Source organism: Achromobacter maghribensis, from assembly GCF_057334215.1.
In genome coordinates this window covers 1-24,134 of record NZ_JBHFII010000008.1, presented here as the reverse complement: position 1 = coordinate 24,134, position 24,134 = coordinate 1, and the positions used below count along the sequence as shown (strand labels likewise).

The following is a 24,134-nucleotide window of genomic DNA, read 5'->3' as shown; positions in this document are numbered from 1 at the left end:
GGGGCGCGCCCGGACGGCCTGCGCCATCCGGGGCTCACATCGTCAGGAAATCAAGGCAGGGTTACGGTAACGGGTTACGGCAATACCACGTCGCGCAGGTCCAGCACGTCGTCGGCGCGCTGGATGACCTTGATGTTGTCCTTCACGCCCCACGACATCGGCTGCTGGTGCAGCGGCAGATAGCCGAAGTCCGTCCGCACGATCTCGAAGGCTTCCTTGATCATGGCATTGCGCTTTGTCTGATCGGTTTCAACGCCGATCTTGTTGGTCAGGTCGTCGACCTTCTTGTTGCAGTAGCCGCCCAGGTTGAACTGGCCGGCGGCTGTCTTCGCGTCACGGCAGGCCGCCAGGTTCAGCAGCGCGTTGTGCGCGTCGGTGGAGCTGGGCGTCCATCCCAGCATGTACATGCTGGTCTGGTTGCCCGCCTGCAGCAGGATCTTGCCGAAGTACTTGGACTTGGTCTGCGCCAGCAGGTTGATCTTGATGCCCACGCGGGCCAGCATGCCGGCGACCGCCTGGCAGACCTTTTCGTCGTTGACGTAGCGGTCGTTCGGGCAGTCCATCGTGACCGTGAAGCCCTTCGGGTAGCCCGCTTCAGCCAGCAATTTCTTGGCGCGTTCGGGATCGGGCTTGTACGGCGCGCCATAGGAATCGGCATAGCCGTTGATGGCGGTGGCCACCAGCGAGCCCAGCGGCTTGGCCGCGCCGCGCATGATTTTCTCGTTGATGGCCTTGGTGTCGACGGCCAGCACGACCGCTTCGCGCACCTTCGCGTCCTTGAAGGGGTTCTTGCCCTTCACGTCCGAGAACAGCAGTTCGTCGCGGTCCTGGTCCATGCCGATGAAGATGGCGCGCGCTTCCGGCGCCGTCAGCGGTTTCACGCCCTTGGCGTCTTCAAGACGCTTCCAGTCCTGAACGGGAACGGGCTGCACCAGGTCCATTTCACCGGAGATCAGCGCGGCTACGCGCGTGGCTTCCTGCGTGATCGGCTGGAAGATGACTTCGTCGACGTTGGTCTTGATGTCCTTGTTCCAGTACCCGTCATAGCGCTTGAGCACGGTCTTCACGTCGGGCTGGCGCGAGACCAGCATGAAGGGGCCGGTGCCGTTGGCGTTCAGGTTGGCGTAGTTGCCCTGGTTGTCGCCCTTGACGTTGGTGGCCTCGGTGGTCTTGTTCTTTTCGGCCCACGTCTTGCTCATGATGTACAGGAACACCCATTCCCGCGGCAGGATGGGGTTGGGCGTGGGGGTGGTGACTTCAATGGTGTAGTCGTCCACCTTCTTGATGTCGGAAGCCTTGGCGCCGTAGCCCTTCATGTCGGAGCCAGGCGTCAGGCTGCGCTTCCAGGAAAAGATCACGTCGTCCGCCGTGAAAGGCGAACCGTCGTGGAACTTGACGCCTTTTCGCAGCTTGAACACCCATTTGGTGGGTTCGGGGTTTTCCCAGCTTTCGGCCAGCAACGGGGTGAGTTTCAGATTGCCGTCGTAACCGGCCAGGGTCTCGTAGATATTGCCTTGGAAGCCCAGTGTGAAGGTCTCGTTCAGGGCCATCGGGTCCATCGACGTGGCGTCGCCTTGATAAGACCAGTTGAACGTCTTGGCGGCCGCGCCGGCGCTGAATGCCAGCGATGCCGCAACGGCGGCCGCGAGCGCAGCTTGCTTCAGGTGGGGAAAAGTACGCATAGCCCTCATGCTCCGTGTGGTGCGCGGATCGCGCGACAGAAGTGACAGGGCCCCGGCCCCTTCGGGATCCGGGGCATGGCGTTGCTGCTTACGACGAAAGACGGCGTGGGGCCAGAAGGCGCGTGGCGCGGACTGCGCACGCGTCGTGGAGGGCGATGCCGGGAATCACTGCCGAAGACTTCGACTTCACGATAGACCCAACCCCTTGTGAATGTCATGGCGGGGACGGACCGCGCCGATGCAGATCGAATCTTATAGATCGATTCGTTTAAGCGTCAATCGGTTTGGATTGGGGTTAGTCCGCGCTTGCCGTCGGCGTTGAATGGTGCGTTTGACGGCGTGGGCAGCGGCGGATTCATGCATCCGGCCGAGGCGTGGCGGCAAGGGTTTTCGCCAACTCGTGGACGATCCGCTTCCTGCGGTCGCTGTCTTCATAGTGCTTGCCCAGCGCCGACCATTCGGGGCGGCTGCGCGCTTCTTTCAGCGCGTCGGGCAACGGCCCTTTTTGCCAGGCTGCGTCATCCGGAAGGGCGAGTTTCAATGGCTCGCGCGCGGCGTGGCCGCGGCGTTCCAGGGCATCGATCAATTGCCGCTGGCGCAGGGCCAGCAAGCGCAGCACGGCATCGTCCACGCTGATCTCGCGCCAGCCGCGCAGTTTGCCGGCGACGCGCTTGCCCAGCTTTTCGACGCCTTGCCAGAGCCCGCCGGCCGCCGCGCCGATCAGCATGCCGGTACCCAGGCTGAGGCCCGCGCTGAACAGGTCGACCGCGGCGCCCGCCATCGCGCCGGCGGCGGCGCCCATGCCAACCTGCACGCCCATGTCTTTCAGCGCCTGAGGATGGAACAGGTCCATGCCCCAACGTTCGCCTTGCAGGGGCAGCGTGTCGTCCGAAAAATCAGACGGACGGAAGTTATAAAGCGCCAGTAAGGCGTTCACGCAGGTCTGTTCGCGTTGCCGGACTTGATCGCGCAACTGGTTCGACGCGGCGGCAAGCGCGGGCTCGTCGCTGGCGCTGGACAAGCGCAATGCCGCGACGTCGACCAGCAGATCGGCCAGCAATTCGTAGGCGGCGGCGTGGCGTTCGCGGCGTTGCAGAGACAGGCTGTCGGCCAATCGGGCCAGTGCGTCCGCGTGCCGGTCCAGCAGCACCCCAAGTTTGCTGTACAGCTGCTGTTCGCCATCGAGCGGCGGCGCGACCGTGTCGAATTCCACCACCGCATGCAGACCCAGCCGCGCCATCGCGCCACGCCACTCGTCGGCGCGGTGGGCGGGCGCGTTCACGAAATTCAGCACTGGCAGCAAGGGGCGGCCGCAGGCGGCCAGGATGGAGAGTTCGTCGCGATGCTTGCCCAGCACGGGATCGCGCGCGTCGATCACGTACAGGGCGGCATCGCAGTCCAGCATCTTCGTCAGGACGCGGGCTTCCTGCTCGTAGCGGCCATGGGCTTCGGGCGTGTCCAGGAAGCGGCGGATGCGCGCCGGCCCGTCCAGCCGTTCGTCGGGGCCGTCCAGCCGCTCCAGGTATTCCAGAAGGGCGATGCTGTCTTCCATTCCCGGGGTGTCGAACCATTCCAGCACGGCGCGGCCTTCCAGGCGCAGGCGCGCGCCTTCGACGTGGCGGGTGGTGCCGGGGCTATCGGCCACCTGGCCGAACGCGGTGTCCCGCGTGAGGGTGCGCAGCAGCGAGGTCTTGCCGGTGTTGGTGTGGCCCACCACCGCGATCTTGATGACGCCGTCAGCCATGGCCGGACTCCAGCCACGCCAGGGGCGCGGCGGGGGATTGCAGGATGGCGTCGGCGGCCAGGCCCAGGGCCAGCAGCCGTTCGCGCCACAAGGCGGCGCGCGTGCCGGCGCCGGAGGCCTCGTCCGGGGACGGGGGGGTGATGAGCCAGACGCCGGTGGTTTGCGCGTGCGCGGATAGTTCCGCGATCAGCGACAGGGTGCCGCGATCAGGCGTCTGGCGGGCATCGCAGGCGATCAGCAGGCGCGACGCCGCGGCCTGGGCCAGCGCGTCCAGCACGCGGTTGCGTTCTTCCCGCGTGTCCAGGTTGCCGGCCAGCCGGATGCCGTCGGGCACGCCGGCAGGCGGCCAAGCCAGGTCGGCGGGCAATTCCAGGCCCAGCATCACGGGTTGTCCGGCCAGCCCGGCCAGCGCGGGCCCACGCACGCGGGGTTCGTGCAGCGGGTCCACGGGACGGTCGATGCCAGTGGATTGCGCCGGGGGCTCGAGGCGGTCGCGTAGCGGCGAAAAGCCGGCAAGCATGGGGTCGACGCGCAAATGGCGCAGGGCCCGCAGCGCGGCGGCCACGCACAGCGCGCCCGCCAGCAGGCGCGGCAGGATGCCGTAGACCACCAGCACGCCGATCAGCCACAGCGACCACTGCACCTGCGCGTCCGGGGACAGCGTCTGCGCGCCGTCGCTGGCGCGGATGATGGCGGCGTCTGGCATCGGAAAGCCCAGGTGCGCGGGTAGCCAGCCGATGGCCTGCGTCAGCCCCACGAAGGTGTCGGGCGCCAGGAGCGTGGTGGCCCAGATGAAACGGTAACTGGCGGTGGACAGCACCGCCAGCAAGGCGGCCAGCGCGGCGCATAGCGCCGTCAGCCACAACAGATGGCTGATGGCGCCGAAGAGCCAGCGCAACGCGCCTGCGCGCGCCAGAAGGTTCAGGAGGGCCTGCGGCACCAGCGCGCCGTCGGGACCGCGCGACAGCTTGCGGGTGGCCCACAGCCAAAGACGGCCCAAACCGGTCACGGCCGACGGCCTGAGCAGAAAGCTGGCCAGCCACAGCAGGAAGGTCAATGCGTGCAGGCCGAGCAAGGCGCCCAGCGCCCAGAGCACGTTGACGGGGCGCGACCCATCGCCCAGCGCGCCCAGGGCCACGCCGATGCCGGACAACAGGGCCAGGACGAACAGCACGGCCAGGATGCCGCGCGCGCTGCGGCGCCAGGCATCGACCATCGGGGTGAGGTTTTCGCGTTGCGCCAGCAGGTCGGCGCGGGCCAGGATGCGCGAGGGCAGATCGGTATCCAGCTGCCGCACGCGCCGGACGGCGTCGGCATCGTCCAGCGGGCCCCAATGGGTTTCACGCAGGCGGATGAGTTCGGCCAGCCAATGCGCGCGCAGCGGGCGCGGGGCGGCCGGGCCGGCCAGGGGTTCGGAATCGCGAGAGGGCGAAGGCGGCATCGCGTCGTGGGCAAGCGCGGTCGGACCGCGGTGTCAGGCCGCTAAGGGCGATGCGCCATTGTAGACGCGCGGGTCGGGAAACGGGGCCGGACTGCGTCGTGTTCAGTGCTGGCGGCGCGCGTTGCGGTACTGGCCGGGCGTGACGCCGACGGCGTCGCGGAACACCCGGGACAAGTGGCTGGCGTTGCCGAAGCCGCTGGCCTGCGCGATGCCGGCCAGATCGCCTTTGCCGGCCGCCAGCAGGCTGCGGGCGTGCGCCAGGCGGCGTCCTCGCACCCAGGCGTGCGGCGGTTCGCCGAACGAGGTGTGGAACATGCGGGCGAAATGGTAGGTGGACAGCGCGGCGATTCCGGCCAGCTGGTCCAGCGTCAGGGGTTCGTGCAAGTGCGCGTCCACGTAGTCCATGATGCGCCGGCGCACGACGGGCGCGAGGCCGCCACGGACGGGTTGCACGGTCTTGCGGGCCACGCCCTGGTTCAGCAAGTGATGCAGCACGGTTTCGGCGGCGCTGCTGGCCGCCAGCCGGTCCGCCGGCTGCGCCCAGTCGGTGCCCAGCAACTGGCGGCACACGTCAATCAGGGAATCGTCCTGGATGTAGGTGCGGTCGCGCAGTTCCAGCGTGCGGGGTTCGCAGTCCAGCCGCATGACGGCCTCGCGCGCCAGCCGCTCCGGCGCGATGTACAGGTGCAGGAAATGGACCGTGTCGTTCATGCACCAGCGCGAATAGTGTTCGGCCGGCAGCACGCAGAACTTGCCGGCGCCGCCGTGCAGCGTGTCGTGGCCGACCCGGAACGACTTGTCGCCACCGTGCAGGTACAAGGACAGCGTGTGATGGCCGGGCATGTCGTAACCCAGCGTTTCATTGGCGCTGCGGGCCCATTGCGAAATGGCGATCCCTTCGCCCAGCGGCGCGGCGCGCTCCAGCGTGGCGGTGGAGCGCGACAGGGTGCGGAAGACGGAGAAGTCGGCGGGGGCCGACGCGATAGTGCCCATAGAACTGAAATGCTACTGCGATCTCGCGCGCGCCGCGCACGCGACCCTGCAAAAACCGCAAGAACCGGCAATTCCGGTCTGCCGCGGCGGCGCACACTCGCGGCGAACGGATCGGCCGTCCGGCGGGCCCGCCCCGCCTTCCTTTTTTGCTGCGCATCGCATCGTGAATCTCTTCCTGTATTTCCTGACCGTCGTCATCTGGGGCACCACCTGGATCGCCATCAAGCTGCAACTGGGCGTGGTGGCCATTCCCGTATCCATCTTCTACCGCTTCGCGCTGGCGGGCCTGGTGCTGTTCGCCGCTTTGCTGCTGACCCGTAAATTGCAGAAGATGGACCGGCGCGGCCATTGGCTCTGCGTGGGCCAGGGTCTGTGCCTGTTTTGCCTGAATTTCCTGTGCTTCTACACCGCCACGCAGTGGATCCCCAGTGGGCTGGTGTCGGTGGTGTTTTCCGCCGCGACGCTGTGGAACGCGTTGAACGCCCGCCTGTGGTTCGGCACCCGCGTCGCGTCGCGTGTGATGCTGGCCGGGGCATTCGGGTTTTCGGGGCTGGTGCTGCTGTTCTGGCCCGAGCTTGCCAGCCAGCAGGCCAGCCACGAAACGCTGTTGGGCCTGGGCTTCGCGCTGCTGGGCACCTTTTGCTTTTCCACCGGCAACATGCTGTCGTCGCTGCAGCAGCGCGCCGGCATCCGGCCGCTGACGGGCAACGCCTACAGCATGCTGTATGGCGCCGCTATCCTGCTGGCGGGGTGTGTGGCGGCGGGCCTGCCATTCCAGTTCGACCCGTCGCCGTCCTATGCCGGCGCCCTGCTCTATCTGGCCATTCCGGGATCGGTGATCGGTTTCACGGCCTATCTGACGCTGGTGGGCCGCATGGGACCCGCCCGTGCCGCGTATTGCACGGTGCTGTTCCCCGTGGTGGCGCTAAGCGTGTCGACGGTGGCCGAGGGCTACCAGTGGACGCCGGCCACCTTCGCCGGCCTGGCGCTGGTGATGGTCGGCAACCTGCTGGTTTTCACGAAATGGACGCCGTTCATGCGCCGCGCGGCGGCTTGAGGCTTGTGCCGCCGGCTATCGCACCAGTTGCCGCAGCCCGTCCAGCAATCGGGATATTTCGTCATCACTGGTCAGATAGCTGACCGAGGCGCGCGCGATCTGGGTCAGGCCGCGCGCCCGCATGTCCAGTGGCGTGTACGGCACCCCGTTGCTGCCAATGGTGATGCCCTGTGCCGCCAGCGCGCGTTGCACGGCGGTTGCGTCCTGACCCGCCACATTGAAGGACACCAGGCCCGACAATTCCCGGCCTTGGTCCAGCACCGTGATGCCTGGAATGGCCGCGAGTTCAGCGCGCAGCAATCGGGCGTTTGCATCGATGGTGGCGCGGATGGCCGCAAGGCCGATGTCCAGCGCTTCCTGCAAGGCATGGGCCAGGCCACAGCGCAACGCTAGCGAGTTTTCGGCGGATTCCAGCCGGGCGGCGTCGGCGCGCAATCGGGGCTGGTCGTCGTCGCCCAACGGGGCCGAATGGGTATCCACGAAAGCGGGCGTGAGCTGGTCCAGGAAATCCCGCCGCACATACAGCAGGCCCGTGCCGCGCGGCCCGCGCAAGGCCTTGCGGCCGGCACCGCTCAAGACATCGCAGCCGATCTCCGCCACATCGATGGGCAGTTGGCCTACTGCTTGCGCCGCATCCACGAAATACGGGATGCCGTGCTGCCGCGCCACGCGTCCGATGGCGGCGGCCGGGTTGATCAGGCCGCCGTTGGCGGGCAGCCAGGTCAGCGCGATCAGGCGCACGCGCTCGTCAAGCATGGCGGCCAGCGCGTCGGCGTCCACGCAGCCGGTATCGTCCGACGGGATGGTTTCCAGCACCGCGCCGGCGCGCTCCGCGCGTAGCCGCATGGCTGCCAGGTTGCCGCCCCATTCATGGCGGCCGACCAGGATGCGGTCGCCGGGCCGCCAGGGCGCAAGCGCCGCGAAGGCGGCGCCCCAGCCGGGAGAGTTGCCGGTGGTCAGGGCGATCTCTTCCGGTTGTGCATTCAGTAGCCGCGCCGACAGCGTGCGGGCGCTTTCGGTCAGCGCGCGCGAGGCCACGCCTGCCTCCATCGGGCCCTGCGCCGCTTCGCGTAGCAGATGCGCTTGAATCGCTTCCAGCGTGCCCGACGAGGGCAGCGACGACCCGGCGTGGTTGAAGTGGATGCTGGCGTGCGCGCCAGGCGTGCGAGCGCGCAGCGCCTGGATGGCGTCTGGGGTCAGAGGGGCGGGCATGGCAAGGGCGCTCAGGCGGGCGTCAAGGCGATGACGGCTTCGATTTCCACGGAGACGCCTTGCGGCAGGGACGCCACGCCGACGGCGCTGCGCGCATGGCGGCCGGCGTCGCCGAACACGGCCACCATCAGGTCCGACGCGCCGTTGGCGATGGCGCTCTGGCGGTTGAAGTCGGGCGTGCTGGCCACGAAGACGCCCAGGCGCACAACGCGTGCCACGCGGTCCAGGCGGTCGCCGGTGGCGGCGGCGATTTGCGACAGGATGCCCAGGCCCGACAGCTTGGCGGCTTCGACGCCATCGGCGTCGGAGACTTGATTGCCCAGCTGGCCCAGATAGCGCGGCTTGCCGTCCTGGCGCGAGATCTGGCCCGAGATGGTGAGCAGGTTGCCCTCCAGGACGAACGGCACGTAGTTGGCGGCGGGAGCGGCGGCGGCTTCCAGGGTATAGCCCAGTTCGGCCACGCGGCCGGAGATGGTGCGGGTCATGTTGATTCACCTGCAAAAGGGGTTAGCGAAAAGTGCGAACTTCGATGCTATCGGGCACGGCGGCGCGTGACCAATCAATTCTTGCCTTATACGCATGAGTAAAACTAATGCGTGTGGCGATTGTCCGGGTCTGCACCAGCGCCTGCGCCTGCCTCTGGGTCTGCGTCTGCCTCCGCCGAGGCAGCCAGCCAGTCGTGGCACGCTTGCGCCAAGGGTGTCAGCGCGCCGCGGGGGGCCACGAACCACCAGCCGATGCGGGGATCTTCCAGCACCGTGCCGGGCAGTGCGTCCACCAGCGCGCCGCTGGCCAGGTGCGGGGCGATCAGCCGGTGCCGGCCCATGGCCAGGCCCTGGCCAGCCAGCGCGGCTTCGACGACGATGTTGTAGTCGTGCAGGCGCACCGTCTGGGCGCGGCCCAGATCCATGCCGAAGCGCCGTGACCAGGCGTCCCATTCAAAGGGCTGCCTGGCATGCGAGGCGAGCAGCGGGTGGCGCAGCAAGTCGTTCGCCGTGCGGGGGCGCTTGCGGCCAGCGATCAAGGCGGGCGCGCACACGACGGACAGCCGTTCAGCCATCAGCAGCCGCGAGGCGACGCCCGGCCAGCCGCCGCGGCCGTAGCGGATCGCCACGTCCACTTCGCCGCCCGCGACATCGGCCAGGCCGATGTCGGTTTGCAGTTGCAGATCAATGCCTGGATGCGCGGCGGCGAACGCCGGCAGGCGCGGCGCCAGCCAGCGCGTGGCGAACGACGCCAGCAAGCCGACCTTCAGCGTGGCGCGGGCCGTGGCCGGCGCGCGGATGTCGTCGGTGCCCTGGCGCAGCAGTTCAAAGGCGGCATGCACGTGTTCGTAATAGGCCTGCCCGGCAGGCGTCAGCGCCACGGCCCGCGTGCGCCGTTCAAACAGCGCCACGCCCAGTTCGCTTTCCAGCCGCTGGATGTGATGGCTGATCGCGCTCTGCGTGACGAAAAGTTCTTGAGCCGCCAGCGAAAAGCTCAAGCGCCGCGCCGCCGCTTCGAAGGCGCGCAGGGAAACCAGGGCAGGCAGGGATCGCGTGGAACGCATGGGGCGGATGGCGAAGCGCGTCGGAACGGGATGCGCGTCATCCTACGCGTTGTGGGCCGGTTGTGGGTTGGTCATGGGTCGCTTGTGGGTCGGTCGTGGGCCGCAATGCAAAAAGCCCGCAAACAGGTTGCGGGCTTTTTTAAGGGTACTGCGGGTATTGCAGATACTGCTTGTCTTGCTAGCGGTGCGGACGAACATTGCACGGCTGAATTCTTGGCTCCCCGAGCTGGGCTCGAACCAGCGACCTGCGGATTAACAGTCCGTCGCTCTACCGACTGAGCTATCGGGGAACAGGTAGAGGGGCCGAATTATGCACAAAAAATCGGAAGAATGCAAAACAGCCTGAAAAATTTCGGTCAGGCGTGCTGGATCGCCTGCGCCGTGCGGAACAACTGCGGCACGATGTCGCGCAACAAGCGGTCAGCGGGATAGTCGTTGCGCGGCGCGCTGACGCTGATCGCCGCCAGCGGCTGGCCGCGCGCATCGCGCAGCAGCACGGCCGCGCCCACCTGGTTCTGCAGCACTTGATCTTCGGTCAGCGCGTAGCCGTCTTCGCGCGCCTGGCGCACCAGCGCCAGCAGCGCGTCCGGGTCCACGACCGTGCGCGGCGTGAACGCGCGCGGCGGCGCGCGCAGCAGCGCCTGGCGGATGGCGTCGTCGTCCTGTGGCGTCAGCAGCATGCGTCCGCCGCTGTTGCACCAGGCGGGCATGCGGCGTCCCGGCAGCATTTCGGCCAGCGTCATTTGCCGGCTGGGCAGGCGCAGCAGATAGATCATGTCGCCGCCGGCCAGCACGCTCATGTGCACGGCCAGGCCGCAACGGTCGCGCAACGCCACCAGATGTGGCGCGGCCATGGAGACCAGCCGGTCGCTGCGCAGAAAGTAGTAGCCCAATTCCACGACGCGCGGCCCCAGCCGATAGCGGCGCGATGACGCGTCCTTGACCAGGTAGCCCAGGCGCTCCCACGTATGGATGAAGCGCTGCGCCGCGCTTTTCCCCAGGCCCGTGAGCGTGGCGATATCGGTCAGGCCCAGCGAGTCCGAGGCGTCGCCGAACGCGTCCAGCACCCGCATGCCTTTTTCCAGCGACGCGACGAACAAGGGATCGTCGGCGTCCGCCAGGGGGGTAGCGGCAACGGGGGTCGGGCGTGTCGTCATGGGGCTCCAGGCCGGGGCGGCGCAAGGGGGCGGATGCGGGTGGCGTCATGGGCAGCGCTAGTTTCCCCGAATTGTCCGGGGGCGGAATACCCACTATAAAGTTGATTATTCAATACTTTATATCGCATAGCAATACATTGCGGCTGCACATGACTCAGAATTCCTCCTTATGCGACATGACCGCCGTGGCCTTGCGGGCCGACATCGCCGCCGGCCATGTCAGCGCCCGCGACGTAACGGCCGCGCACCTGGCGCGCATCGATGCCTGCAACCCCCACGTGAATGCCGTGGTCACCCTGGACGCCGAAGGCGCGCTGGCGCGCGCCCTGCTGGCCGACGAGCGCCAAGCGGCCGGCCAGCCGCTTGGCCTGCTGCACGGATTGCCGATCCTGCACAAGGATTCCTTCCTGACGGCCGGCATGCGAACCACCTACGGGTCGCCGCTATACCGCGACTTCGTGCCTGATCGCGACAGCCTGATCGTCACCCGCGAACGCGCGGCCGGCGCCATCACGCTGGGCAAGACCAACCTGCCCGAATTCGGCGCCGGTTCGCAGACGTTCAATCCGGTATTCGGCGCCACCCGCAATCCCTACGACCTGCGTCTGACGGCCGGCGGCAGCAGCGGCGGGGCCGCCGCCGCGCTGGCCGCCCGCATGGCGCCATTGGCCGACGGCACGGACATGGGCGGATCGCTGCGCAACCCGGCTTCGTTTTGCAATGTCGTGGGCCTGCGTCCGTCGCCAGGGCGCGTCCCGCAATGGCCCACGGCCAATCCGTACAACGCGTTGACCGTCGCGGGCCCGATGGCGCGCACGGTGGCCGATGTGGCGCTGCTGCTGGCCGCCACGGCAGGGGCGGATGCGCGCGACCCGCTGGCCATCGAACAGGACCCCGCCCGCTTCCTGGACAGCCTGTCTCGCGATTTCAAAGGCGTGCGTATCGCCTACGCGCCGACGTGGGGCGGCCTGCCGGTGGAAGCGGCCGTGGTGCAGGCGCTGGAGCGCCAACTGCCGGTTTTCGCAGACCTGGGCGCCCAGGTCGAACCGGCGTGCCCGGACTTCACCGGCGCGGACGCCGCATTCCAGGCCTTGCGCGGGCAGACCTTCGCGGTGGGCTACGAAGCGGTGCTGCGCGAACATAGGCACCTGCTCAAGGACAGCGTCATCTGGAACATCGAGCTGGGCCTGCAACAACCGGCTGCCGCCGTCGTCCAGGCCGAGCGCGACCGCGCCGCCCTGTTCGCCCGCATGCACGCCTTCATGCAACAGCATGAATTCCTGATCGGGCCGGTCAGCCAGGTGCTGCCGTTCCCGGTCGAACAGGAAACCGTAAGCGCCATCGAAGGCACGCCGATGCACAACTACATCGACTGGATGCGTTCGGGCTACTACCTGTCGCTGACCGGCCATCCCGCCATTTCGGTGCCCTGCGGTTTCAGCGACGCGGGCCTGCCCGTCGGCATCCAGATCGTCGGCCGCTATCGCCAGGAACATGCGCTGCTGCAACTGGCGCACGCGTTCGAACAAGCCACGCAGTACTGGCGCCAGGCGCCCGTGCTGCCGCACTGACTGACCAACACGCCAACAACACAAGGGGAAAACAATGAACCACACCGTCGCCCGCGCCATTGCGCTGTGCGTCCTGGCCGCAGCGCCGCTGATGGCTTCGGCACAGGCCTATCCGGAAAAGCCCATCACCATGGTGGTGCCGTTCCCGCCCGGCGGGTCCACCGACGTCATCGGCCGCCTCTTCGCCGCGAAGCTGGGCGCGCGTCTGGGCCAGACCGTCGTCATTGAAAACAAGCCCGGCGCCAACACCGGCATCGGCGCCACCGCCGTCGCCCGCGCCGCGCCCGACGGCTACACATTGATGATCACCGGCGCCCCGACGTTCACGTCGAACCCGCTGCTGTATCCCAACCTGAGCTACGACCCGATCAAGAGCTACGAGTACGTCGCCGTCGCGGGCAGCACGCCGTTCGTGATCCTGACGAACCCGCAGTCCGGCATCGGCACGGTGGCCGACATCACGACGAAATCAGCCGCGCAACCGCTCAGCTTCGGGTCGTTCGGCAACGGCTCCACCCCCCACATGGCGGGCGAGTCGCTGGCCCAGCGTACCGGCGCCAAGTTGCTGCACGTGCCCTACCGCGGCAGCGCCCCGGCCATGACCGACCTGATCGGCAACCAGATTCCGTTGTCGATCGACACGCTGGTGGCGGGTCTGCCCCAGATCAAGGCCGGCAAGGTCCGCGCCGTGGCGCTCACGGGCCGCGCGCGCTCGCCCCTGGTGCCCGACGTGCCTACCGTCGCGGAAGGTGGCGTGGCCGGCTACGACTTCGAAACGTGGTTCGGCGTCGTCATGCCCAAAGGCACGCCCGCGCCCATCGTCGCCCGGATGTCCAAGGAGATCGAAGCGGTGATGGCGGAACCGGACACGCGCGCCAAGCTGCAGGACCTGGGCTTTGACGCCACCTACCAGGACCCGGCCGCGTTCCGCCGCAAGGTGGAAACGGAACTGGAGCGCAACGCGGCGATCATCAAGGCGGCGGGGATCAAGCCGGATTGATGGGACGGCGGCTCTTGGCGCCTTCTGATCGAGGCGCCAGCCCGCTTTTCCGCCGCTGCCCCGTGCGCGGCAAGCCGTAAGGTCGATCCCTTATGATGGCACCCGGAAGGCTCGCGACCTCTCTCGTTTTTTCTGGGTTCATACATGTCATCGTTCGACATTCAATTGCTGCTTACCGCCCTGGTGAGCGTCCTGGTGCTGGTCGCGCTGATTGTTTCGCGCATCCGCATGCACCCGCTGCTGGCGCTGCTGATTGTTTCCATCGGCGTCGGCTTCGCTACGGGCATGGAGCCCGTGGCCATCGTCAAGAACCTGACCGACGGTGCGGGCAAGACCCTGGGCGCCGTCGGCGTGGTGATCGCGCTGGGCGCGATGCTGGGCAAGATTCTGGCGGACTCGGGCACCACCGAACGCCTGGCCAATGCCATCCTGCGCCACACGTCGCCCCGCATGATTCCATGGGCCATGACGCTGGTGGCGTTCGTCATCGGCATCCCGATGTTCTTCGAAGTGGGCCTGGTCGTGATGCTGCCGCTGATCTTCAGCGTGGCGCGCAAGCTGGAGAGCCAGCAGCGCTTCAAAGGCTCTGCCTACGTGTATGTGGGCGTGCCGGTGATTTCCGCGCTGGCGGCCATGCACGGCATGGTGCCTCCGCACCCGGGCCCGCTGACGGCGATCGCCACGTTGAAGACCACCGTCGGCCCGACCATGATCTACGGCTTCATCGCCGCGCTGCCCGCCATGGTCTTCGGCGGCCCGCTGTATGGCGCGTTCATCGCCCGGCGCATGACGACCCGGCCGGACGAAGCCCTGCTTGAGCAGTTCACCACCCCCCGCGAAGCCGCCGCCGGCAACGGCGCGCCCAGCGTGGGCCTGGGGATCGTGGCGGCGCTGCTTCCCGCGCTGCTGATGCTGGTGCATGCCTTGGCCGAAATGCTGCTGCCCAAGGGGTCTAGCGGGCTGCACGTGGCTGCCTTCCTGGGCAACCCGGTGGTCGCCATGTTGCTGGGCGTGCTGTTTGCCGCCGTGACGCTGGTGTTCATGCGCCGCGGCGACGCGGAAAAGCTGCGCGAGGCGCTGGGCCAAAGCCTGAAGCCCATCGCCGGCATCATGCTGATCATCGCCGGTGGCGGGGCCTTCCAGCAGGTGCTGACCAGCGCCAAGGTCGGCGACGCCATCGTCCACCTGACGCACCAGTTCGCCTTTCCGCCGTTGATCCTGGGCTGGCTGATCGCCATGCTGCTGTCGGTGTCCACCGGCTCGGCCACGGTCGGCATCGTGGGCGCGGCCGGCCTGCTGGCGCCGCTGGCGGGCGCCGACCCGACGTTGAACCTGCCGCTGCTGGCGCTGTCGATCGGTTGCGGCTCGTTGTTCTTCAACTATGCCAACCACGCCGGTTTCTGGATGGTGAAGGAATCCTTCGGCATGACGATGGGCGAAGCCACCAAGACGATCTCGGTGGTGCAGTCGATCGTGTCCGTGGTGGGCCTGATCATGGTGCTGCTGTTCAGCATGCTGCCCCCGCTGGGCTGATTGCCCTGAGGCCGGACTCGGCCGTGTTCAAGCCCGTGTAAAAGCAAAAAAGCCCAACCGGACGGTTGGGCTTTTTGTTGGGCGCATTTTGTTGGGCGCATTTTGCGGGATGCACTTCGCTGGATGTGATGCGATATTCCTGGTGCCGGTGAAAGGAATCGAACCCTCGACCTTCTCATTACAAGTGAGCTGCTCTACCAACTGAGCTACACCGGCACGGCGTGCCAGGGCACGCGCAGGGACTGCATTGTAATGAAAAAACGCCGGCGCCGTGTACGGCCCATGTGCGCTGCCACACCGCGTTCTCCATTGCACGGGATCACCCCCGCTGTGCGGTTTGGAAGCGCACGTAAACGTCGCGCAGCAAAACGCCCTGTGCGGGCAGGATGAACATCCTGCCAAGCACAGAAAGCGGGAATCCGTCTGAAATGGCGGGGACATTGCGCCGGGCGCGCCGTCCCCGCGTTGCAGCGGTTATTTGACGATGGTCAGGCGCGGACGCTTGGGTTCGTCGTCATCGCCGCCGTCGTCGCCAGGCGCTACGTCGGCGTCGGTGCTTTCAGGCGCGTCGGCATCCGCCGCGCCTTGCGCACCCGCCGCCGGCGGTTCGTAGGGCTGCACTTCGAAGCCCATGCCGGCGCCGGTTTCGCGCGCGTAGATGGCGCTGACGGCGCCGACGGGAACGTAGACGTTTTCGGTCACGCCGCTGAAGCGGGCCTGGAATTCGATGAATTCATTGCCCAGCACCAGACGGTTGGTGGCCAGCGTGCCCACGTTCAGTGTGATCTGACCGTCACGGACATGCGCGACGGGCACCATGGTGTGCTCGTCGACCTGCACGGTGATGTACGGCGTGTAGCCGTTGTCGGTGCACCATTCATGCAGCGCGCGGATCAGATACGGTTTGGTCGAAGTTTCACCCATCACACAACCAGCCTTAACGACGCATCACTTTTTCCGAAGGCGTCAGCGCTTCGATGTAGGCCGGACGCGAGAAGATGCGTTCGGCGTACTTTTGCAGCGGGGCCGCGTTCTTGGGCAGTTCGATGCCGTAGTGATCCAGGCGCCACAGGAGCGGAGCCACGGCCACGTCCAGCATGGAGAATTCTTCACCCAGCATGTACTTGTTCTTCAGCAGCATGGGAGCCAGCTGGGCCAGGCGGTCGCGGATGTTCTGGCGGGCATGGGCCAGCTTCTTCTCGTCCGGCTTGGCGCTGCGGTCTTCCAGCGTCGAGACGTGAACGAACAGTTCTTTCTCGAAGTTGTAGAGGAACAGACGGGTGCGGGCACGCATGACCGGGTCGGCGGGCATCAGCTGCGGGTGCGGGAAGCGCTCGTCGATGTACTCGTTGATGATGTTCGACTCGTACAGGACCAGGTCGCGTTCGACCAGAATGGGCACTTGACCGTACGGGTTCATCACCGAGATGTCTTCGGGCTTGTTGTACAGGTCGATGTCGCGGATCTCGAAATCCATACCCTTTTCGAACAACACGAAGCGGCAGCGTTGCGAAAACGGACACGTGGTTCCGGAATAGAGCACCATCATGGTGTAAGTCCTTTATGAAAAACGAAAGGCCAGCGCCTAAATCTAGCAGGCGCTGGCCCCGATTGCCAGGCGGGATAGGCGTACAGCCCTATCCGCCACTGCTGTCCCTGTTTTTAAAGGGGGACGGCTTTCATGCCTGGCGGGGCGTTGCGGTTAGCGCACGTGCTTCCAGTACGAAGCGTTCAAGCGCCACGTAACCAGGAAGAACAACAGCAGGAACAACATGACACCGACGCCGATACGGACGCGTAACGTCTGGACGGGCTCGGCCATCCAGGACATGAACGCGGTCAGGTCTGCGACGTCGTTGTCGTATGTTGCGACTTGGGCCGGGTTGGCGGCCTTAAATTTGGCATCAAAGGTGGCATGGCCGTGGTAATCAGCTACCGGTTCGGCCTTGACCGTGGAAAAACCTTGAGCATCGTACACCGTCGTGACGCGTTCCCAGGTTTTGGGTGCGCCTTCCTTGGCGTCCTTCACTTCCACTTCGTGCATGGCCACGGTCGTCAGCTCGCGCGGACCCTGGAGCTCCCAGAGCGCATGGGGCATGCCCACGGCCGGGAAAACCAGGTTGTTCCAACCGGTGGCGCGCGACGAATCGCGGTAGAAAGTGCGCAGGTAGGTGTAGATGTAGTCGGCGCCGGACGGGCCGGCGTTGACCGATTTGGCGCGCGCGATCACGGACAGGTCCGGGGGCGTCGTGCCAAACCACTTCTTGGCGTCCTTGGGCGACATGGCGACAGTCATCATGTCGCCCACCTTTTCGCCGGTGAACAGCAGGCTTTCCTTGATTTGCTGGTCAGTCAGCCCGATGTCCTTCAGCTTGTTATAGCGCATCGACGATGCGCTATGACAGTTCAGGCAGTAGTTGACGAACAGCTTGGCGCCGTTTTGCAGCGACGCCATGTCGTTGACGCGATACGGCGCCTTGTCGAGCGGGAACCCGCCTTCGGCGGCGAATGCGGCGGTACACGTGAGCATCAAGGCCACGGCACCAATCAGCTTCTTGATCATGGTTAGTCCGTTATCTGGTGGGGCTCAGTGGGCGTGGAACGTAACGCGCTCGGGCACGGGCTTGAACGTGCCAAGGCGGCTCCAGACCGGCATCAGGAAGAAGAATGCCAGGTACAGCAGCGTGCCGATTTGCGACGTGATGTTCAACGGCGGACTGGGCGGCTGCGTACCGATGTAGCCAAGCACCAGGAAGTTGACCATGAAGATGCCGTAGATCCACTTGTGCCACGTGGGGCGGTAGCGGATCGACTTGACCGGCGAATGGTCCAGCCACGGCAGGAAGAACAGGATGACAACCGTGCCGCCCATGGCGACCACACCCCAGAACTTGGCGTCGATCACGCGCAGCAGCACGGCCACGACGATCAGGATGCCGGGGATGGCCACGCGCAGGATGCCCTTCAGGTTGCTCTTGACGAGCAACGCAATGGCGCCCAGCACCGATGCGCCTGCCAGCACCCACGTGAATTCGTCGGTGGTGGCGCGAAGCATCGAGTAGAACGGCGTGAAGTACCAGACCGGCGCGATGTGCGGCGGCGTCTTCAGCGAGTCGGCGGGGATGAAGTTGTTGAACTCCAGGAAGTACCCGCCCATTTCCGGCGCGAAGAACACGATGAAGGCGAACACGAGCAGGAAGCCCGCCACGCCCATCAGGTCATGCACCGAGTAGAACGGGTGGAACGGGATGCCATCCTTCGGCCGGCCGTACTTGTCTTTCGGCCCCTGCTTGATCTCGATGCCGTCCGGGTTGTTCGAGCCGACTTCGTGCAGCGCCACCAGGTGAGCCGCCACCAGACCGACCAGCACCAGCGGAATCGCGATGACGTGGAAGGCGAAGAAGCGGTTCAGGGTGGCGTCCGACACGACGTAGTCGCCGCGGATCCAGATCGACAGTTCAGGGCCGATGAACGGAATGGCCGCGAACAGGTTCACGATCACCTGGGCGCCCCAATACGACATCTGGCCCCACGGGAGCAGGTAGCCGAAGAAAGCTTCGGCCATCAGACAGAGGAAAATCGCCACGCCGAAGATCCACACGAGCTCGCGCGGCTTGCGGTAGGAACCGTAAAGCAGCCCGCGCAGCATGTGCAGGTACACGACGACGAAGAACATCGACGCGCCGGTGGAGTGCATGTAGCGCACCAGCCAGCCCCATGGGACCTCGCGCATGATGTATTCGACGGACTGGAACGCGCGTTCAGCGTCCGGCTTGTAATGCATGACCAGGAAAATGCCGGTCACGATCTGCAGCACCAGGACCAATAAGGCCAAGGAGCCAAAGAAATACCAAAAGTTGAAATTCTTCGGTGCGTAGTACTCGGACAGATGGGCTTTCCAGGTGGATGTCACCGGAAAGCGCCGGTCCAGCCAGCCCAACAGGCCTGTCGTCTCGACGGTTTTCTCGCCAGCCATGTAACGGCTCCTTCTCTAATACGTGGCGTATTTGTTTTACTTACGTAATTCGGGAAAAAAGCGCGACGCGAGCGTCAGGCCTTGTTGTCTTCATCGACGCCCACGATGATGCGGGTGTCGCTGAGATATTGGTAAGGCGGTACTTCGAGGTTGTCGGGGGCGGGCTTGTTCTTGTAGACCCGGCCGGCCAAGTCGAACGTGGAGCCGTGGCAGGGACAGAGGAATCCGCCTTGCCAATTGGCGCCCATGCCGCCACCGCCGCCCGTTTCGAAGTGCGAGGTGGGCGAGCAGCCCAGGTGCGTACAGATGCCGACACAGACGAAGATCTCGGGCTTGCGCGAACGAGCCTCGTTTTCGGCGTATTTGGGAGTGAAGCCAGGCCGCTTGGAATCAGGGTCGGCCAGTAAAGGGTCCAGCGTTTTCAGGGAGGCGAGCTGTTCGGGAGAACGGTGAATGATCCACACCGGCTTCCCACGCCATTCCACTGTCTTCATGGTGCCGACGGGGATGTCGCCGATATCCACTTCTACAGGGGCCCCGGCCGCGCGGGCCTTTTCAGAGGGAGAAAATGTGCTCACAAGCGGCAATGCCGTTGCGACACCTGCTACGCCACCCACGGCACAGGCGGTGGTAACCCAGAAACGTCGCGAAGGATCAGGTGGCAGGTTGGGATCAACCGCACCGTCATCATCGTGCACCAGCGTATCCTGACTCATCTTCCTATCCTTGTTGATGCGCCCGCTCTACGAGTAGCATCACTTCTGCGGCATCGGGTTCGCGGGAATATGTAACAACATAGCAACCGCGTATTATAGCGCCAGCCCACTGATGGGCGTATCACGAAGGGAGTGCTTTTATGAGCAAAGCGACTGGTTTCGTCAAAGAATTCCGAGATTTCGCGGTAAAAGGCAATGCGGTTGACTTGGCAGTGGGTGTCATTATCGGTGCAGCGTTCGGCAGAATCGTCGACTCGCTGGTGAAAGACATCGTCATGCCGCTGGTCAACTTCATCCTTGGCGGCTCGGTCGACTTTTCGAACAAGTTCCTGGTGCTATCCATGCCCGCCGGCTACAACGGCCCCATGACGTATGCCGACCTGACCAAGGCCGGCGCAAACGTCTTTGCGTGGGGTAATTTCGTCACCATCATCATCAACTTCGTGCTGTTGGCGTTCGTGATCTTCTGGATGGTCAAGGCCATCTACAAGGCGCGCGCCAAAGCCGAGGAAGCGCCGGCCGCACCGGCCGCGACGCCCGAAGACGTGGCGCTATTGCGCGAAATCCGCGATCTGCTCAAAAAGCCCTGATTCGCTGCCGCCGCGAGCTCGTGATCCGCACGGATCCGGGCCGCGGCTGGCGGACGTTCCCGCCGGCGCAGGGTCCGTGTGTTCCCGCGTACGCCGGCCCCCGCTGAACGATCCGCTGCTTGTTGTCTCCCGTTTGCCCTAGTCCGCTGCCATTTGCCGTTCGACGCGACGCGCGAACATGGCGAAGCTTGCGCGCACGATGCTGGGCTTCAGTAGAAAGTCGTGCGATTCGGCGGCCAGCTCGTCATTCACCGGTTTCACTTCGCCGTACGCGGCGGCGGCCAGCAGCTGATTGCGGGCCGCGCGTTCGATCAGCACCGACAGGTACAGCGCTTCTTCCACGCAGGATCCGGCGGCCAGGAAGCCATGGTTGGCCAGCAGGATGCAGCGCTTGTCGCCCAGCGCCGCCGAAATGATCTCGCCTTCCTGATCGGCGATAGGCAGCCCGGGCCATTCCTTCAGATGGGCGCAATCGTTGTGGAACGGCGTGGCGTCCATGTGCGCGACGACCAGCGGCTGGCCCGTCATCGACAGCGTCGAGACATGCGGCGGGTGCGTGTGGATGATGCACTGCACGTCGGGGCGCTGGCGATACACCCAGAAATGAAAGCGCACGGCGGGGTTGGGCGTGCCCCCGCCATCAAGCACTTCCATGTCGTCATTGATGCGAATGACCGAGGACGGGACGATTTCGTCGAACGCCCGGGCCATGGGCGTGGTCAGGAACGTGCCGTCGGCGTTGCGCACCGTGATCTGGCCGGCCAGGGTTTCCGAATGGCCTTCGCTGGCGAGAATGCGGCAGCTTAGCGCCACTTTTTCCTTCTCGTCCCAGTTTCCGAAGTCGAGCTTGTTCGCGGAGCGCGCAAAGAAGGCGTCGGCATGGGCTTGTTTTTCCAGCATGGGGTCTCCTTGGGGATAATGGCTCAATTACACGCCCGCCTCTGCGGCCTGCGATTGACCGATCACGAACGCGGGTTGACTCAATGCGACAGGACGGCAGGCACTTCCCGGCCCGTGGTGGCCGGCCCGACAGAGAGCTTCGAACATGCCCAGCGCCAGCCCGACCGTGAATCGACCCGCCCGGCCCGCCTGTTCCGAGGCGGATCTCAACTTTGCGCCCCAGTTCCGGCCGTTCTATGCGCAGGAAATCGCCGGCTATGAGCGCGAGCTGGACAAGCTGGTCCTGCCGGGAGAGTTCCGGGCGCTGACGGAACAGCCCCGGCTGCAATTGCAGGCCTGCCGGCTGCGCGCGGGCGGACTGGTGGTCAGCCTGGAGTCCACGCCGATAAGCGTGCACCACCGCGCCGAGCATGCGGCCGATCTGGACCACGCGGAGTTCCTGGCGAGCTTCGTGATCGCCGGGCATGGCGTCATTGTCCAGAATGAAGCCACCCTGCCGCTGGAACCGGGAGACATCATTTTCCGCACGACCGCACTGCCCTCCGACATCCGGATGTACACCGATTCGCGGATCGTGGTGGTGAAAGGGCCGCTGTCGCGCTTGCTCGGCGCGCACAGCCTGGCGATGTCCCAGTTCACCGCGCAACGTGGCGCGGCCGGCTTGCCGATGGTGCAGACCGCCCATCGCTGCCTGCATCACGTGTTCTTCGACAAGGTGGAATCCAATCCTACGTCGTCGCTGTTTGCCGAGCAGGCGCTGCTTGCGCTGCTGGCGTCGATATACACCAGCCAGGCGTTGGAGAAGATACCGGGCGATGCGCGGGCGCCTGCGGACAACTGGCAGGTGCTGGCGAGCTACATCGATGCCCACATCACGGATCCGGAGCTGTCGGTGCAGGCGGTGGCGGACGTGCTGCGCGTCACGACGCGCTGGGTGCATCGGTTGTTCAAGACGCGTTCGCTGCAATACACGAGCTATGTGCGCGAACGCCGACTGCAACTGGCCAGGGAAGCGCTGGAAGACCCGCGACGGTCGCACGTCGAGGTCAAAGAGATCGCCGCCTCTTGCGGTTTTCAGCACGCCAGCCATTTCATCCGCCGTTTCCATGAACGCTTCGGCATGTCGCCCGCGCTGTATCGCAAGACGGCCAGAAGCGCCAGCGGCGGCGCGTAGATCCGCGCCGCCCGCTCATCGGCCGGTACGGCGCATCAGCCCCGGCGCAAGTCCTGGGGCGTGGGCTTCATGAGAAACGCCGAGGTGCCGGCAACGATACCCAGAACCGCCAGGTAGACGCCGACGGGAACAATGCTGTCGAACTTCTGGACCAGCGTGGCCGAAATCAGCGGCGCCAGCCCGCCGCCGATGGCCGCCGAGAACTGGACCCCGATGGACAGCCCGGAATAGCGCAGCTCGGCCGGGAACTGGGCGCTGTAGAGGCTGGACTGAGGAGCGATCATGATCGCGTAGTTGAAGGCCATGGCGACGAAGACGGCAAGGCTGTATGCCAGCAGCGAGCCGCTGCCCACCGCGAGAAAGATGGGAATGGCCATGAGCCCCAGGATCATGCCGCCCCAGCCGCAGACCCGGCGGGCGCCGATGCGATCGGCCAGCATGCCGAACAGCGGAATGGTGAACATCAGCACGCCAGCGCCGTAGAGCAAGGCGTGCAGCGCGTCGGCGCGGCTGAAGCCCAGCTTGGACACGGCGTAGGACACCGAGAACACCAAGAAGGTGTAGATCAGCGTGACTTCGGCAATCTTGCAGCCGATGCACAGCAAGAGCGATTTGCCGTGCGCGCGCAGCAGCTCACGCAGGGGCATTTTGTCTTCCAGCGGTTGCCTGGCCTGCGCGCGCTCGCGCTTGACGCGTTCGAACTCGGGGGATTCGTCGATGCCGTGGCGGATGAACAGGCCCACGACAATGAGTACGGCGCTGGCCAGGAACGGCAGGCGCCAGCCCCAGGACAGGAAGTCCTCTTCCGGCAGCCGCGTCACCAGCGCGAAGGACCCCACCGACAGCAGGATGCCCAAGGGCGCGCCCACCAGCGGCAGGCTGCCGAAGAACGCCTTCCACTTTGGCGGCGCATGCTCGACCGCCATCAGCATGGCGCCGCCCATTTCTCCGCCGAACGACAGCCCCTGGCCGATGCGCAGCACCACCAGCAGCACGGCGGCCGAGATGCCGATCTGTTCATAGGTTGGCAGCAGGCCGATGAGCACGGTGCACAGGCCCATCAGCAGCAGGCTCAGCGTCAGCATGGATTTACGGCCGACGCGATCGCCGAAGTGGCCGAACAGGATGCCGCCGATGGGACGCGCCAGCATGCCGCTGGCGAACGCGCCAAAGGCCGCCAGCGTGCCAGTCACCGGATCGAATTGCGGAAAGAAGATCTTGTTGAAAACCAGGGCCGCGGCGGTTCCGTAGGCGAGGAAGTCGAAGGCCTCCACGGCGGTGCCGATGACGGTCGCGACGGCGACCCGGAACAGGTTTGGTTTCTTGTGTGATCGGGCAGCAGGCTGCGCGGCGGGTATGGCGTCCATGTGGTTTCCTCTTGTCTTGTCGTAATGGTTTTGTGTCGTTGCGCGCCAGGTTCAGGTGCCTGGCGTCACATATCCCGGCAACTGCCGTATGCGTTCGCGCCATGCCGCCATGGCGGGATAGGCGGCGACGTCGATGGCGGCTTCTTCGGCCAGCGCCGCGTAGCCGTAGCAGGCGATGTCGGCCACGGTGGGCGCGTCGGCACCGGCCAGCCACATGTGTTCCGAAAGGCGCTTGTCCATGCCGCGCAGGACGCGGTCCGTGCGGGCTTGCATGCCCGGGATGTCGAGCAGCGCCTCGCTCACGCCCAGGTGGTGGGCGGCCTCGGCGTGGCTCACGACGCGGGTCAAGCGCAGCGGTTGCAGGCTGTTTGCGATTTCGTTGGCGGATACCGATAGCCAGGCGTGCATGGCGCCGATGCGGGGCAAAGGCGCCAACCACTCGGGCGCGTAGTGGTGCGCAAGGTGCAGCAGG

22 protein-coding genes and 2 tRNA genes are annotated in these 24,134 nt (G+C 65.7%); 6 read left to right on the top strand and 18 right to left on the bottom strand.

The window, feature by feature from the left end; all coding sequences use genetic code 11:
- Nucleotides 1-74: 74 nt before the first annotated feature.
- The 4 genes from ACE039_RS03425 to ACE039_RS03410 form a co-directional block, all read right to left on the bottom strand.
- The gene (locus ACE039_RS03425) at nt 75-1,682 is read right to left on the bottom strand and encodes an ABC transporter substrate-binding protein (RefSeq protein ID WP_485821691.1); all 1,608 of its coding nucleotides are present in this window, start codon (nt 1,680-1,682) and stop codon (nt 75-77) included.
- A 355-nt stretch (nt 1,683-2,037) separates the two neighbouring features.
- On the bottom strand, nt 2,038-3,426 hold the full coding sequence (locus ACE039_RS03420; RefSeq protein WP_485821690.1) for a GTPase/DUF3482 domain-containing protein: 1,389 nt from the start codon (nt 3,424-3,426) through the stop codon (nt 2,038-2,040).
- On the bottom strand, nt 3,419-4,867 hold the full coding sequence (locus tag ACE039_RS03415; protein ID WP_485821689.1) for a DUF2868 domain-containing protein: 1,449 nt from the start codon (nt 4,865-4,867) through the stop codon (nt 3,419-3,421). Before ACE039_RS03415 ends, ACE039_RS03420 begins: the two co-directional genes overlap by 8 nt.
- Before the next feature lie 102 nt (nt 4,868-4,969).
- Nucleotides 4,970-5,860, bottom strand: a complete 891-nt coding sequence (locus ACE039_RS03410; RefSeq protein ID WP_448710197.1) for a helix-turn-helix domain-containing protein — start codon at nt 5,858-5,860, stop codon at nt 4,970-4,972.
- 163 nt (nt 5,861-6,023) lie between these two features.
- Between ACE039_RS03410 and ACE039_RS03405 the strand changes: the two genes are divergently transcribed.
- On the top strand, nt 6,024-6,917 hold the full coding sequence (locus ACE039_RS03405; RefSeq protein WP_332007973.1) for a DMT family transporter: 894 nt from the start codon (nt 6,024-6,026) through the stop codon (nt 6,915-6,917).
- 15 nt (nt 6,918-6,932) lie between these two features.
- Here the strand turns inward: ACE039_RS03405 and ACE039_RS03400 are convergent, their stop codons facing one another.
- From ACE039_RS03400 to ACE039_RS03380, 5 genes are all read right to left on the bottom strand, one after another.
- Nucleotides 6,933-8,129: an aminotransferase class V-fold PLP-dependent enzyme gene (locus ACE039_RS03400; protein WP_485821688.1), complete on the bottom strand. Its 1,197-nt coding sequence runs from the start codon at nt 8,127-8,129 to the stop codon at nt 6,933-6,935.
- An 11-nt stretch (nt 8,130-8,140) separates the two neighbouring features.
- The gene (locus ACE039_RS03395) at nt 8,141-8,614 is read right to left on the bottom strand and encodes a RidA family protein (protein WP_105559353.1); all 474 of its coding nucleotides are present in this window, start codon (nt 8,612-8,614) and stop codon (nt 8,141-8,143) included.
- A gap of 104 nt (nt 8,615-8,718) precedes the next feature.
- Nucleotides 8,719-9,678 (bottom strand): transcriptional regulator GcvA, encoded by a 960-nt coding sequence (gcvA, locus tag ACE039_RS03390; protein ID WP_485821687.1) that lies wholly within the window; start codon nt 9,676-9,678, stop codon nt 8,719-8,721.
- A 214-nt stretch (nt 9,679-9,892) separates the two neighbouring features.
- Nucleotides 9,893-9,968 (bottom strand) — tRNA-Asn (locus ACE039_RS03385).
- Nucleotides 9,969-10,034: 66 nt separating this feature from the next.
- On the bottom strand, nt 10,035-10,835 hold the full coding sequence (locus tag ACE039_RS03380; RefSeq protein ID WP_485821686.1) for an IclR family transcriptional regulator: 801 nt from the start codon (nt 10,833-10,835) through the stop codon (nt 10,035-10,037).
- Nucleotides 10,836-10,984: 149 nt separating this feature from the next.
- Here ACE039_RS03380 and ACE039_RS03375 point away from each other — a divergent pair, with 149 nt between their 5' ends.
- The 3 genes from ACE039_RS03375 to ACE039_RS03365 all read left to right on the top strand — a co-directional run bounded on the left by ACE039_RS03375 (nt 10,985) and on the right by ACE039_RS03365 (nt 14,939).
- On the top strand, nt 10,985-12,406 hold the full coding sequence (locus ACE039_RS03375; protein ID WP_485821685.1) for an amidase: 1,422 nt from the start codon (nt 10,985-10,987) through the stop codon (nt 12,404-12,406).
- A 34-nt stretch (nt 12,407-12,440) separates the two neighbouring features.
- Complete coding sequence (locus ACE039_RS03370) at nt 12,441-13,406, top strand: Bug family tripartite tricarboxylate transporter substrate binding protein (RefSeq protein WP_485821684.1); 966 nt, start codon at nt 12,441-12,443, stop codon at nt 13,404-13,406.
- Between the two features lie 144 nt (nt 13,407-13,550).
- The gene (locus ACE039_RS03365; protein WP_448710204.1) at nt 13,551-14,939 is read left to right on the top strand and encodes a GntP family permease; all 1,389 of its coding nucleotides are present in this window, start codon (nt 13,551-13,553) and stop codon (nt 14,937-14,939) included.
- A 140-nt stretch (nt 14,940-15,079) separates the two neighbouring features.
- Here the strand turns inward: ACE039_RS03365 and ACE039_RS03360 are convergent.
- The 6 genes from ACE039_RS03360 to petA all read right to left on the bottom strand — a co-directional run bounded on the left by ACE039_RS03360 (nt 15,080) and on the right by petA (nt 19,631).
- Nucleotides 15,080-15,155 (bottom strand) — tRNA-Thr (locus ACE039_RS03360).
- Between the two features lie 258 nt (nt 15,156-15,413).
- Complete coding sequence (locus ACE039_RS03355; RefSeq protein WP_105560500.1) at nt 15,414-15,863, bottom strand: ClpXP protease specificity-enhancing factor; 450 nt, start codon at nt 15,861-15,863, stop codon at nt 15,414-15,416.
- A 13-nt stretch (nt 15,864-15,876) separates the two neighbouring features.
- Entirely contained in the window at nt 15,877-16,488 is a 612-nt protein-coding gene (locus ACE039_RS03350; RefSeq protein WP_006224517.1) for a glutathione S-transferase N-terminal domain-containing protein, read from the bottom strand.
- 153 nt (nt 16,489-16,641) lie between these two features.
- Nucleotides 16,642-17,502 (bottom strand): cytochrome c1, encoded by an 861-nt coding sequence (locus ACE039_RS03345; protein WP_105560499.1) that lies wholly within the window; start codon nt 17,500-17,502, stop codon nt 16,642-16,644.
- A 24-nt stretch (nt 17,503-17,526) separates the two neighbouring features.
- Nucleotides 17,527-18,915, bottom strand: a complete 1,389-nt coding sequence (locus ACE039_RS03340; protein ID WP_105560498.1) for a cytochrome b — start codon at nt 18,913-18,915, stop codon at nt 17,527-17,529.
- Between the two features lie 74 nt (nt 18,916-18,989).
- The gene (gene petA, locus ACE039_RS03335) at nt 18,990-19,631 is read right to left on the bottom strand and encodes a ubiquinol-cytochrome c reductase iron-sulfur subunit (protein ID WP_105560497.1); all 642 of its coding nucleotides are present in this window, start codon (nt 19,629-19,631) and stop codon (nt 18,990-18,992) included.
- Between the two features lie 140 nt (nt 19,632-19,771).
- Between petA and mscL the strand changes: the two genes are divergently transcribed.
- A complete protein-coding gene (gene mscL, locus ACE039_RS03330; RefSeq protein ID WP_313461134.1) occupies nt 19,772-20,221 on the top strand; it encodes a large conductance mechanosensitive channel protein MscL in 450 nt (149 codons plus the stop codon).
- A gap of 138 nt (nt 20,222-20,359) precedes the next feature.
- On the opposite strand, the gene ACE039_RS03325 is transcribed toward mscL, so the two are convergent.
- Nucleotides 20,360-21,121, bottom strand: coding sequence for an aldolase (locus ACE039_RS03325; protein ID WP_485821683.1), 762 nt, complete (start codon nt 21,119-21,121; stop codon nt 20,360-20,362).
- A gap of 145 nt (nt 21,122-21,266) precedes the next feature.
- On the opposite strand from ACE039_RS03325, the gene ACE039_RS03320 reads away from it, so the two are divergent.
- Nucleotides 21,267-22,295: an AraC family transcriptional regulator gene (locus ACE039_RS03320; RefSeq protein WP_485821682.1), complete on the top strand. Its 1,029-nt coding sequence runs from the start codon at nt 21,267-21,269 to the stop codon at nt 22,293-22,295.
- 35 nt (nt 22,296-22,330) lie between these two features.
- On the opposite strand, the gene ACE039_RS03315 is transcribed toward ACE039_RS03320, so the two are convergent.
- Entirely contained in the window at nt 22,331-23,662 is a 1,332-nt protein-coding gene (locus ACE039_RS03315) for an MFS transporter (protein ID WP_105560494.1), read from the bottom strand.
- Nucleotides 23,663-23,713: 51 nt separating this feature from the next.
- Nucleotides 23,714-24,134 (bottom strand): glutathione binding-like protein (locus ACE039_RS03310; protein WP_485821681.1); only part of this gene is annotated, 421 nt, incomplete at its 5' end.